Below are 13,095 nucleotides of genomic sequence, written 5' to 3'. Positions count from 1 at the left end.
AGATCCTTTCCTTGATTAACGTAAGAGGAGTTCCCTATGAGTTGGAAAATAATCTAAAGCTATTCCTCAACTGGCTCCAGTATTTCTTGGCAAAAAACACCCCTTGGATCAATTCGTTGAAAAATAGTTGGTTTTCCTATTTCTCGGTGAACGAATGATCCAAGGCTTCGATGTTTACCATGCGTATTTTTTACTTTAAGTCTCGTTTTGCTCAGAACTGTTTAGTAACGAATTATTGTGAAAGAGACTAGCGTGAATTAAGCTTCTAAATCTTGATATTCAGGCACCCATTTAGCTGCTTCGACAGCTGCTTTGATGTCAGTGATTTCTTCACGGTTCAATTGTTGATTCACGACTGATTGAGCGACTGTTTCAGCAATCGTTTGTGAGAATTCAGTGATTCTTGCAACTGGTGGTAAAATAGCTGCCCCTGGTTTTGTGACATCAACGATACCACCTAATGCACGACTTGCTTGTGAGATGATCTCAGCGTTGACACGAGTAGCTGTTGAAGCAATCAAACCAAGTCCTAAACCTGGATACATCAATGCGTTGTTTGCTTGTCCGATTTGATAAGTCACGCCATTGTATTCCACATCATCCGCAGGGATACCTGTTCCGACTAATGCTTTTCCATCTGTCCATTCAATCAAATCTTTTGCTTTTGCTTCTGCTAATTTTGTTGGGTTAGACAAAGGCATGATGATTGGTCGTGGTGTATGGCTAGCCATTTCTTTGACGATTTCTTCTGTGAATGCCCCTGGTTGAGTAGATGTACCAATCATGATCGTTGGGTGAATTGCTTTGACAACAGCTTCTAAATTAGTCAATTCTTCACTATTGGTAAATTCTGAACGTTTACGTGCAAAAGGAATTTGTCCAGGTGTCAATCCTTCAGTATCTTCGAATAATAGTCCTTGTTTATCCACTTGATAGAAGTGTTTACGTGCTTCTTCTTCTGGTACACCTTGACGGATCATTTCATCTAATAAGATATTCGCAATGCCGACTCCAGCTGTTCCAGCTCCGAATGTTAGGATCGTTTGATCTTTCAATGATTCACCAGAAATATTCAATCCGCCGAGTACACCAGCTAGTACGACGATCCCTGTTCCTTGGATGTCATCATTGAATGTCGTGATTTTGTCTTCATATTTTTCTAAGATCGTTGCGGCATTGCCACGACCAAAGTCTTCCCAGTGTAACAATAATTCAGGGAATAGTTCTGTAGCAGATGAAACGAATTGGTCGATGAATTCATAGTAAGAATCACCTTCGACACGCGCATGTTTGTTTCCTAGATATAACGGATTATTCAATAACTCTTCATTGTTTGTACCAGCATCGATCGATACAGGTAATACTTGCGCTGGATTGATACCAGCAGCTGCTGTATAAACCATTAGTTTTCCAATTGCGATGTCAACACCATTAACTCCCCAGTCACCCATTCCAAGGATACCTTCTGCATCTGTAACAACGATCAAACGAATATCACGACCAGCTGCGGCATTTTTCAAACTTTCTTTGATCAATTCTGGTTCATCGATCGAAAGAAATGCAGCATCTTGTGGTTTTAAGAAAATTTCATTGTATTGTTCGATTGCATCTGCAACTACTGGATCATATACTACCGGCATAAATTCTACTAAATGTTGTCCCATCAATTTATAGAAAAGTGTGCGGTTTGTATTGAATAAGTTCATTAAGAAAATACGTTTTTCTAAATCAGTTTGTTTGCTTAGGTATTGGCCATATGCTTGCACAGATTGTTGTTCTAATGTTTGGACTGTGCTAGGAAGCATTCCGGCAATCCCGTATTTTTTACGTTCTTCTTTTGTAAAAGCAGTTCCTTTATTTAAAAATGGATTATTTAATAAGTTTAACCCTGTTAGCATGAATGATTCCTCCTAAGTTTTAATACATACGAAGTATAGGATTCGCTCAAGGCTATAGTCAAAATAGGTAGTTATGATAAATTTTATTTATATGACAATAGAAAAAAGAGGAGCCTATGATTAAAAATAGGCTCCTCCTCGATGGGGATTCGAGCAGTTAAAAACAAAAAGAATGAGTTGGATCATTTTGATTTTATATGATAAGTCATCGTTGAAAGTACACGATTTCTTTCTTGACGATTTCAAGTCCTTTCGTTAATACTTCCAAAGGATTAGAGGATAAAGCAATTCGAATAAAAGGATCATGTTGCGGTTGTGTCGTAAAACGATGTGAATGATAGACACGAATCCCTTTATTTAAAAAAGCTTGTTCGATCGTTTTCGGAGACAGATCATTTCGAACAGGGAGATTTCGATAAAAAGGAAGTGGATTGGTCGGTCGAGGCAAGTTGAAAAGTGTATCGAATCGTTCATTTGCTTGTTTTGTATAGCTGGATTTTGTTTCGAGTATGTCCTGTGCGGTTTCTGAACATAGGATTTGCGTGACAATCTCAGCATCTAAACTTGAGGTTTTGACATTGATATTGAAAATCGCCTGTTGGATGTTTTGTTTGTACTTATCGGGAAATACTAGAAAGGCAACACGCATGCCTGCACAGATAAACTTGGTCATTCCGGCAAGATAAATGGTTTGTTCAGGAAGTAACTGCTGGAATGAGGGAATGGGTGTTTTTTGATTATAGGTAGTCAAAAAAGAATGGATGTCGTCTTCGATCACGATCAATTGTTGCTTTGTAATGACTTCTTTTAGCTGTTGCCTCCGTTTTGCAGATAGTTGAAACCCAATAGGATTGTTACATGAAGGCATCAGAAAAATACCGTGGATTGCTTTTTTCCGACATTCATGTTCAAGTAATTCTGGAAGCATACCCTCCGCATCAAAATCAATCGGCACGATTTCCATATGGTAAAGGTGAGCAAGCTCAATGAAATTCGAATAAGTATAGCGATCGACTGCCAAACGATCTCCTGGAGAAAACAAAGCAGCTAGCGTGATCGCCAAGCCGTTTTGGACACCTGAAACAATAGCAATCTGTTCCCTTGAAGCATAGACACCTTGTGTTCCCAACCATTTTTTGGCAATCGTCAATTGATAGGTTGTCCCTAATGGTTCACGGTAGCTAAGAAGTCCGTTAGTCGCATGATTTTGTGAAACAGCTTGAATAAAAGGAGTGATCATTTCGTTGCATTCATCAAATGAACTGACTAACCCAAAATCAATGACATGATCAGGTACTTGATCAGAAGAAATAGTGATGGAGGTAAACGCATTTGGGGAAACAAATGTCCCACTCCCGATACTTGTATAGAGTAACCCTTTTTCTAGACCCAACTTATAAGCTTGACCAACTGTTGTGAAATTGATGTCTAAAAAATCAGCTAGTTCTCTTTGGGAAGGTAACCTTGTATTTTTTTGTAATTTATTTGATAAGATATCAGCTTCTAGCTGCGTGATAAGTGATTGGTAGATTGGGCGATGTAACTTTTTTTTATCTGGACGCCAAGTCAGTGGATAATTCTCATAAGAGTTGATCGACATACTCGTTCCTTCTTTCAAAAATTGTATTCCATACAATTATATCATTGAATGTATTGTTTTCGGGCGCTAGGATAGAAAAAAGGAGGGGAAATATGCAAATCATCGATAGTCATAAAGTAATCACCCATTTTAGTTTTACAGAAGCAATCAACGTAATGGAACAGTGTTTTAAAGATTTTCAAGTCGGAAAGATTTCTCAAGAGAATCGAATGGTCCAACAATTACCAGATGGCGAGAAACAAAATGTATTTGCGATGATGCCCGCTTATTTGGGAAGAAACCGGTACTTTGGTTCAAAAATCATCACGGCTTTTCCAAGCAATCACAAACAAAAGCTACCATCACATTTGGGTGAAATCATGCTCTTCGATTCAAAAAACGGGCAACCCGTCGCAATGATCGATGCGAATGCCGTGACTTGGATACGAACCGCAGCAGTTTCAGCATTAGCCACAGATTATCTAGCAAAGCCATCAGCAGATACACTCACATTGATCGGAACTGGACAACAAGCAGTTTCACATCTAGCCGCAATTACCTGTGTCCGAAAGATTCACCGTGTATATGTCTATGATTTAGATGAAACACGACGAAAACAATTTATCCTAGAACAGCAAACTAATTATCCAAAACTGCGTTTTATTGATTGCTCGACATTGGCTGAAGCGACTATAGAAGCAGATATTGTCTGTACTTTAACACCTAGTAAACATGCTTTTTTATCAAAAAAAGAGGTTAAACCAGGCACGCATATCAATGCAATCGGTACATTTACACCAGAGATTCGTGAATTAACGAGTGATTTGATGGCATCTGGACAATTGTATGTAGATGATTACCAAGCGGTCAAAAGGGAAAGTGGCGACTATTTGATTCCCTTGTCAGAAGGGAAAATTGATCAGACAAACATCCTCGGTTCTCTAGGTGAATTAGTCACCCATCAGAAAACAGGGCGTACAGACGAACAAGCGATCACGATCTTTGATGCGGTTGGCTTAGCAGTGGAAGATTTATGTTGTGCCGAATATATTTATCAAAAAGTAAAGGAGTAGTTTATAAATGAATTTACCCTATTATGTAGTTGACGCCTTCACCAATGAAGTGTTTAAAGGAAATCCTGCTGCGGTCTTTGTGTTAGATGAATGGCTACCTGATGATACCATGCAAAAAATCGCCATCGAAAATAACCTATCCGAAACAGCCTTTACCGTTAGAAAAGAGAAAGGTTATGAATTACGTTGGTTTACCCCTGATCGTGAAATCGACTTATGTGGTCATGCGACCTTGGCAACCGCATTTGTATTGTTCCACTTCTATGGTATCAGTGAATCCATGATTTCATTTTCAACGCAAAGTGGGAACCTAGTTGTCACAAAAAAAGAGCAAAAATATGCGATGGATTTTCCAAGTATTTTACCGCAACCAATTGCTATATTACCAGCATACGAACAAGCAATCGGCACAAGAATAAAAGAGGCTTATCTGGCAAGGGACTTATTTTTTGTATTAGAAGACGAAGAGACAGTGGCAAAGCTGACGCCTGATTATACTGCAATGAGGGAATTAGAAGAAGGCGTCGGCGTGATTGTCACAGCCAAAGGAAAGAAAGAAGATTTTGTTTCTAGGACCTTTTTCCCAAAACTAACGATCAATGAAGATCCAGTGTGTGGCTCGGCTCATGCGAATTTGATTCCTTACTGGGCACAAAAGCTTGGAAAGGACGACTTGGTTGCTCAACAACTTTCTGCCAGAGGTGGGTTCTTGACTTGCAAGTGGTTAAGTGAACGCGTGATGATCAGTGGCGAAGCAACTTTGTTTGCAAAAGGTGAAGCGTACATTTAGAAAATCCATCCAAACAGGTAGGATACAGAGTGCAATAAATAGCATACAGCTCTGAAAAATAAGCAAGAAGACCCGAAATTTATTCAAATTTTTGGGTCTTCTTGCTTATTTTTAAAAGCTTTTTTTGATGTTCGTTTATTTGGATTCAAAAGTGCGAAATAATTATGGAAACTGCGCTTGTTTTATTTGAGATTTTCTCAATTTAGAAGAAACGATTTTCCCGTAATGTCACATTTTTGATATCTTCGATGGTTTGCGTCCCAGCTAATTGCATGACCATTTCTAATTCTTTTTTGAAGAAGTCGAATACTTGTTGGATGCCTGTACTTCCACCGAGAGCTAAACCGTAAATGGCAGGACGACCGATCGCGACTAGATCGGCACCAGAAGCAATGGCTTTAAAGACATGCTGACCACGACGAACACCACTATCAAAGACGATAGGGACACGTTTGTCGACGGCTTCTGCTACATATTTCAAAGAATCAAAGGCTGCTGGCCCACCATCTAATTGACGACCGCCATGATTCGATACCCAGATGCCATTTGCCCCCGCATCTAATGAACGATAAACATCGTCTTCTGATTGCACACCTTTTACATAAACGGGTAAGTCAGAATGAGCGGCAATAAATTCCACATCTTTTGGACTTAACTTTTGTTTGGAGGATTTATAAACTGCGTCCATCGTTTGTCCGACCCCTGACTGATAGGCTTGAACGATCGGCATTGGCAATGGAAAAGTGAAGCCATTGCGAAGGTCTGTTTCTCGATTCCCACCAACGGTTGCATCAGCTGTCAAAACGATTGCTTTTGCGCCATTACGTTTGGCCATCTCTAGAATATCTAAATTGATCCCATTATCTTTACTCATGTAAAACTGGAACCATTGTGGTGCATCTGGACCACCGGCCTCACGGATTTCTTCTAATGTACAGGAAGCGTAAGAACTCGCCGTATAAATCGTATGAAAATCGGCAACTCCTTTAGCTGAAGCTTTTTCTGCATGTGTATGAGCTAAACCATGAGCTGCAATAGGCGCCATGATGATTGGCGCAGTTAATGTTTCTTGGTCAAAGTAAGTCGTTGTATCTGGAATTTCCACGTCTTTTAAAACATGAGGAATAATCAATTGATGATTGAATGATTGCACGTTTTCTTGATACGTAAAGAGATCTCCAGCACCACTACTGATATAGCCGTATCCGCCAGTAGGAATCACTTGAGCTGCCGCCATTTCTAAGTCTTCTGTATTGATAAAATTGATTTGACCTTCTTGTGAGCCAGCTTGATAAATCATTTCCATAAAACAAACCTTCTTTCGTAGTATCGATCAATAAATAATATTGAATTTGTCAGCGTTTACATTTTTATACTACGCCTTGTTTTTAAAACAGGCAAATAATCTGTTTTATTTTATTTAACTGAACGGAGAGTTACCGCTATGCAAGAGTATAGTCACGCTTTGAATACTCGACTAAAAGAAGAAAATCGAATCATAGCTGTTTTTTATCTGTTAGCAACTTTGATGAAATTTACTTTCTTTTATAAACTTACTCGAATAACAGTGACACCTAATTGTTCGATTTTTTTGGCAAGTTTTGGTGAACAATGCTGATCGGTGATCAAATAATCAAAGGCAGAAATATCGGCAATCTTAAACTGTGAAGTCCGGCCAATCTTACGATGGTCTGCAACAAGAATACGACATTTGATACTCTTTTTGATCATCCATTCGTTGATTTTAGATTCGTTTAAAATTTTTGTCGTCACACCATTCTCTAAATCTACTCCGCTACATCCAATAATACAGACATCTGCATTCATATCTGCTAATGTGCGAGCGGCAATATCTCCTACCAAGACTTCTTTCGGTACGCGTAATTCGCCACCAGTGAGTATATACGTATAATTTCCTTGTCTGACACAAGAAACGACCTTTAAATTATTCGTTACGACGGTGACGTGATTCGATTCTAAATAATCGAGTGTAGCTAAGGCAGTGGAACTTGAATTGATAAATACGGTGGCATAGTCTCCAATATATTGACTAGCACAACGAGCAATTTGATGTTTGATCCACGTTGGTCCTGAAAGATCGAAATTTGTTTGATTGTCATAGTTGAAGAGGCAATAGCCATATTCACGAATAATCTCATTTTTTTCTTCTAATAATCTAAGGTCTCGACGAATAGTGCTGAGTGATACGTGAAGCTTTTCAGACAGTTCAATCGTGGTCATTTTTGTGTACCTTTGTAATAGATCAAGAATTTCATTACGTCTTTTTTTAATCGTCAACAGAGAATTTTTCATTGTTATCCTTCCTTTTCAATCAATTTGTTTCTCTATATGACTAATTATAGCTAAACGAGCATAAAAAAATGGAAACGATCACATAAAGTAATAACAGTCATATAAAGCTATTCCAATCACTTTGATAGCGCTTTATCATTTATATATACCTAATAAAGAGGAGGATGGCACATGAATATAACAGAAGTAACAAAGGAAAGTTGGTTACGTTCGACTTTTCCAGAATGGGGAACCTATCTGAACGAAGAAATCGAAATGGAACAAGTAAAAGAAAAAAGCGTATCTATATGGTGGCTAGGATGTACAGGTATATGGCTGAAGTCACATGAAGGTACAAATATCCTTTGTGACTTATGGTGTGGGACAGGAAAACGAACACACGGGAATGGACAGATGAAAAAAGGCCACCAGATGATGCGTATGAGCGGTACAGAAAAGATGCAACCGAATTTACGAACGCAACCTTTTGTGATCGATCCATTTGCGATCAAAAATGTGGATGCATTAGTGGTGACACATATCCATTCCGATCATCTGGATATTCACACTGCCGCAGCTGTTCATCAAAATTGTCCGGAGGCACTATTTATTGGCCCCAAAGCAGTAGTGGAAACATGGCTCTCTTGGGGGATACCAAAAAAAAGACCCAAGTAGTCAAACCCGGCGATATCGCTTTGATCAATGAAGTAGAGATCGTTGCGCTGGAAGCCTTTGATCGGACGGCATTGATCACACATGATGATCCTAATGTGCAATTAAAAGATCAGTTGCCACAAGAAATGGATACGATCGCTGTCAATTATCTTTTCAAAACATCAGGAGGGAACATCTATCACGCAGGGGATTCGCATTATTCCAACCTTTTTGCCAAACATGGCAATGAACATCAAATCGATGTTTGTCTAGGTGCATATGGTGAAAATCCGCGTGGCATCACTGATAAGATGACCGCCAGTGATTTGTTGAGAATGGCAGAATCGTTAAGAGCTCAAGTCGTGATCCCAGTCCATTATGATATTTGGTCCAATTTTATGGCTGATCCTAGCGAGATCACTCAATTATGGCGCATGAAAAAAGATCGATTGGCTTATCAGTTTTCCCCTTATATTTGGCAAGTGGGTGGGAAGTATACGTACCCAGATAATAGAAAAGACTTGGCATTCAATTTCGATCGTGGCTTCCATGATGTCTTCACCCAGGAAAATGATACGCCGTTTCCATCATTTTTGTAGGAGCCCAAGAGATATATGACAATAAATCAGCTGAGCTGAGAATTTTTTAACAAAAGCAAGAGCGAGGAGGGAGAACGTATCAAAGCAAGTGAACGTAAGACAAAGTCATCTCTTGATAAGAATGCGCTATTGTCAAACAACGGGTTGACTGCTTGATACTGTTTGTAAATATGTTGAGATATTTCTATGAGAATGACTTAGTCAATTATGTAGAAACTACGATAAATGATTGGCGAGTAGCAATCGAGGAGAGCAGTCGTCACTTATTAGAAAAAAGAATCATTGATCATGTATATGTAGAAGAAATGATCCGCAATGTCGAACAACATGGGGCATATATCCTGATCGCCCCGCACGTTGCGATGCCTCATGCCATGCAAGGTGGCTCCCATGTTTTCGATACGACGATTTCATTTACCAAAATGAACGCACCAGTTCCTTTTGAGGAAGGGTCAAAGTCTGCCAGCCTTTTCTTCACCTTAGCAGCTAAAGAGCCAAAGCAACACTTAGAAAATATTCAATCATTATCAGAATTACTGATGCAAGATGGGTTGATCGAAGAATTACTAGCGACAGAAACAATCGAAGATTATCAAATGGTCATGGAGAAATACGAGCCACTATAAGGTAGAGGTAGTCTTTTGCTTGCTAGGTATGGCCAGTGAGGACCATTCGGTACAAAGCAAATAGACATAAAAGATAAATTATCAACTAAAAAATACGAGGCAAGGGAGGGAGTCCGTTTACATGAAAACCATGATATCTCGCATCGTTTGAGGAGTTGTTCTGGTTTTTGGTAACGGAAAAATATGGGAGCTATCTTGATGGAGATATGGACGTATTTTGCGACAAATATTTTAACGCAGCCGGCTTATTTGATCGGTTCGATCGTTTTATTAGGGTATATACTTCTTGGCCGACCATTATACGAATGTATAGCTGGATTTTTGAAAGCCACTGTAGGTTATCTGATTTTAGTTGTTGGTTCAGGTGGATTAGTAAACAATTTCCGACCGATCTTAGTTGGTTTAAAGGATCGTTTTGATCTTGAGGCGATGGTGACTGATCCCTATTTTGGTCAAAATGCTGTAGATGCAGGATTGATGGATACTTTTGGACGAACGTTCAGTGATGTGATGATTTTATTATTGATTGCATTTGTATTGAATATCCTGTTAGTTCGTTTCCAAAAATATACGAAGTTGCGAGCTGTTTTTACGACAGGAAATGTTCAGATCCAGCAAGCAGCTACAGCTTTTTGGATCTTACTTTTCTGTTTTCCTGAATTAGGAAGAGTAGAAGTATTAGTATTTATGGGGATCATTTTAGGGTGTTACTGGGCAGTTGCTTCTAATTTAACTGTTGGTGTGACACAAGAATTGACAGACGGAGCTGGTTTTGCGATTGCGCACCAACAGATGTTTGGGGTGTACCTATTTTCTACCTTAGCGAAGTGGTGGCAAAAGAGTAGTCGTAAAAAAAATGGGAATAGAAAAGCCGATAAAAAGCTTGAAGATATGGAGCTTCCGGGTTTCTTATCCATTTTCAACGAAAACATGGTGGCGACTTCTTTATTGATGCTGTTCTTCTTTGGCATCATCTTATTGGTATTAGGACAGCAGTACTTGATTGAGGCAGAATTTATGGTGGCAGGACAAAGTTTTCTATTCTACGTACTGACCACTTCTTTGAACTTTGCTGTGTATTTAGCCATTTTACAGCTTGGTGTCCGGACCTTTGTGGATGAGTTGACACAATCTTTCCAAGGAATCTCAAATACTATTTTACCAGGAGCTGTGCCAGGGATCGATGTGGCTGCAACTTTTGGCTTTGGATCACCAAATGCAGTCACGATCGGGTTTTTATTTGGTGCATTAGGACAATTCTTGATGATCATCTTATTGATCGTCTTCCGATCACCAACGATCGTGATCGCTGGATTTATCCCACTATTTTTTGATAATGCGGTCATCGCTGTGTTCTCTAATAATCGGGGTGGGTTCAAGGCAGCATGTTTGTTCCCTTTCTTATCTGGGCTGATCCAAGTCGGTGGTTCTGCACTCTTTGCGACATGGATCGGGTTATCTAGTTACGGAGGGTACATTGGTATGTTTGATTGGGCGACTGCTTGGCCAGTCTTTACTGTTTTGATGAAATTTTTTGGTTATGCAGGTGTTGCACTAGTGGTCGTCGGTTTGTTGCTAATTCCGCAACTACAATATCGAAAAAATCCAGAAGGATATTTTTTGATTGTGGAGGATTATCAAAAATATAAAGAAAAGTTTGGAGACAGTAATTAATAGGAGGGAAAGTAAATGAGAATTTTAGTTTCGTGTGCCAATGGTTCTGGTACAAGTTTAATGATGATGCGTAGTGTAGAAAAGGCAATGAGAGAATTAAATATTACAGTGAGTAAAATCCATCATTGCCCGATCTCTGAAGGTAAAAGTTCGGCAAGTCAATATGATGTCGTCTTTACGCCACTCAATTTTATGCCGATGTTCATGCAAGCAATTGAGCGAGGTGTGACGGTCGTGGGGATCAAAAATGTGATGTCACCTACTGAGATCTGTGAGAAATTCAAAGAAACAACAATGTACAAAGAATTGAAATCAAAGGAGAATTAGATGAAACGACCAAAATTACAAATTGCACTGGATCATAACACGTTAGCGTCTGCATTGGCAGATGTGAAAAAAATTGGAGAAATCGTCGATGTGATTGAAGTAGGCACCATTCTTTGTCTTCAAGAAGGAAGCAAACCAATCGAATGTATGAGAAAAATGTTTCCAGAAAAAACGATCGTTGCGGATACAAAATGTGCCGACGCAGGAGAAACTGTGGCTGGTAATGTAGCGCAGGCTGGGGCAGATTTCATGACAGTGATCTGCTGTGCCTCTCTAGCTACCATGCAAGCCGCACAAAAGAAAGTCAAAGCACTTCAAGTAGAACTATACGGAGAATGGACGATGGAACAAGCAAAAAAATGGCGAGAAATTGGGATTTCTCAGGTCGTCTATCATCAAAGTAGGGATGCCTTGTTAGCTGGAGAAGTTTGGAGAGAAAAGGATCTGAAGCTCGTCCAACAATTGATCGATTTAGGTTTTCAAGTCTCAGTAACTGGTGGGCTGTCAATTTCAACGTTAGCCTTGTTCCAAGGGATGCCGATCTTTCATTTTATTGTCGGTCGAGGATTGACGGCGTGTGCAGATCCTATCATACAAGCCCAAGCATTCCAAAAGGAGATCAAGCGACTGTGGGGAGAATGAGATGATGAGAATCGGACTTTATGAAAAGGCACTGCCTAGCGGATGGTCGTGGCAAGAGCGGTTAGATGCAGTAAAAGAATTGGGGTTTGATTTTCTGGAAATATCGATTGACGAAAGCGAGGAACGATTGGCTCGTTTAGATTGAACGAATGAACAAATCGCTGAGTTAAAAGAAGCGATAGCGGTTTCAGGGATTGCTATCCATTCGCTTTGTTTAAGTGGGCATCGCCGTTTTCCATTCGGCTCAGTAGATGTCAAAAAACAAGAAAAAGCCTTATCTATGATGAAAAAGGCGATACAGCTTGCGTATCGGTTAGGTATCAGGATCATACAAGTGGCGGGATACGATGTATACTATGAAAAAAAATCAATAGAGACAAGAGAAGCGTTTATCAGAGGATTGCGTGCCAGTATCAAAGAGGCAGCACAGTTTGGGATAATCTTGTCGATTGAAGTCATGGATGACCCATTTATGAATTCCATTCGTAAATTCATAGAGATAAAAAAACAACTCCCTTCTCCTTATTTACAAGTGTATCCTGACTTAGGAAATCTATCAGCGTGGCCAGAAAATAATGTGGCGATTGAACTTGAACAAGGCATCGAATATATTACTTCGATCCACCTAAAAGATACGCAACCAGTAACAGCTAGTAGTAAGGGTAAGTTCAGAGACGTTCCGTTTGGTCAAGGTTGTGTGGATTTTTCTGGCTTATTTAAAACATTGAAACGTGTAAATTACGAAGGGTCATTCTTGATTGAAATGTGGAGTGGTCAGGATAAGGATTATGAAAGTCAGATCTTACAAGCGAAAGAATATCTATTGCCAAAGTTAAAAGAATCGGGATTTTAACCTCAATTTTTTGATGAAACTTAGAAATAAACGACTGACATATTCCTTATTGAATATGATCAACTCAATTGTTTTTTCTTTTATTGAT

At 39.4% G+C, this 13,095-nt stretch carries 10 protein-coding genes and 2 pseudogenes; 8 read left to right on the top strand and 4 right to left on the bottom strand.

The genetic code is table 11. The annotated features are described in order from the left end of the window. Positions 1-257: 257 nt before the first annotated feature. Both IGJ49_RS10705 and IGJ49_RS10700 read right to left on the bottom strand, forming a co-directional pair. A complete protein-coding gene (locus IGJ49_RS10705) occupies positions 258-1,898 on the bottom strand; it encodes a malolactic enzyme (RefSeq protein ID WP_224434148.1) in 1,641 nt (546 codons plus the stop codon). 205 nt (positions 1,899-2,103) lie between these two features. Then, complete coding sequence (locus tag IGJ49_RS10700) at positions 2,104-3,498, bottom strand: PLP-dependent aminotransferase family protein (protein WP_409173938.1); 1,395 nt, start codon at positions 3,496-3,498, stop codon at positions 2,104-2,106. Between the two features lie 92 nt (positions 3,499-3,590). On the opposite strand from IGJ49_RS10700, the gene IGJ49_RS10695 reads away from it, so the two are divergent. Next, entirely contained in the window at positions 3,591-4,550 is a 960-nt protein-coding gene (locus IGJ49_RS10695) for an ornithine cyclodeaminase family protein (protein WP_023520072.1), read from the top strand. Positions 4,551-4,557: 7 nt separating this feature from the next. Continuing rightward, positions 4,558-5,340: a PhzF family phenazine biosynthesis protein gene (locus IGJ49_RS10690; RefSeq protein WP_137072640.1), complete on the top strand. Its 783-nt coding sequence runs from the start codon at positions 4,558-4,560 to the stop codon at positions 5,338-5,340. Between the two features lie 202 nt (positions 5,341-5,542). On the opposite strand, the gene IGJ49_RS10685 is transcribed toward IGJ49_RS10690, so the two are convergent. Continuing rightward, entirely contained in the window at positions 5,543-6,646 is a 1,104-nt protein-coding gene (locus tag IGJ49_RS10685; RefSeq protein WP_224434147.1) for an alpha-hydroxy-acid oxidizing protein, read from the bottom strand. 239 nt (positions 6,647-6,885) lie between these two features. Then, complete coding sequence (locus tag IGJ49_RS10680; protein ID WP_023520069.1) at positions 6,886-7,653, bottom strand: DeoR/GlpR family DNA-binding transcription regulator; 768 nt, start codon at positions 7,651-7,653, stop codon at positions 6,886-6,888. A gap of 171 nt (positions 7,654-7,824) precedes the next feature. Here IGJ49_RS10680 and ulaG point away from each other — a divergent pair. The 6 genes and pseudogenes from ulaG to IGJ49_RS10650 all read left to right on the top strand — a co-directional run bounded on the left by ulaG (position 7,825) and on the right by IGJ49_RS10650 (position 13,007). Further along, positions 7,825-8,885: pseudogene (gene ulaG / locus IGJ49_RS10675) on the top strand (L-ascorbate 6-phosphate lactonase). A gap of 170 nt (positions 8,886-9,055) precedes the next feature. Further along, a complete protein-coding gene (locus IGJ49_RS10670) occupies positions 9,056-9,511 on the top strand; it encodes a PTS sugar transporter subunit IIA (RefSeq protein ID WP_349520005.1) in 456 nt (151 codons plus the stop codon). A 183-nt stretch (positions 9,512-9,694) separates the two neighbouring features. Then, positions 9,695-11,185, top strand: coding sequence for a PTS ascorbate transporter subunit IIC (locus IGJ49_RS10665; protein ID WP_438723390.1), 1,491 nt, complete (start codon positions 9,695-9,697; stop codon positions 11,183-11,185). 15 nt (positions 11,186-11,200) lie between these two features. After that, positions 11,201-11,512, top strand: a complete 312-nt coding sequence (locus tag IGJ49_RS10660) for a PTS sugar transporter subunit IIB (RefSeq protein WP_019722445.1) — start codon at positions 11,201-11,203, stop codon at positions 11,510-11,512. Next, positions 11,513-12,154, top strand: a complete 642-nt coding sequence (locus IGJ49_RS10655) for a 3-keto-L-gulonate-6-phosphate decarboxylase UlaD (RefSeq protein ID WP_224434146.1) — start codon at positions 11,513-11,515, stop codon at positions 12,152-12,154. Position 12,155: 1 nt separating this feature from the next. Continuing rightward, positions 12,156-13,007 (top strand): annotated as a pseudogene (locus IGJ49_RS10650) (L-ribulose-5-phosphate 3-epimerase). Positions 13,008-13,095: the final 88 nt, after the last annotated feature.

The sequence above is a fragment of the Enterococcus sp. AZ171 genome (assembly GCF_051714005.1).
GTDB classification, from domain to species: Bacteria; Bacillota; Bacilli; order Lactobacillales; family Enterococcaceae; genus Enterococcus_B; species Enterococcus_B pernyi.
Note: the sequence above shows the minus strand (reverse complement) of the source record. Positions and strands in the feature narration are given on the sequence as shown.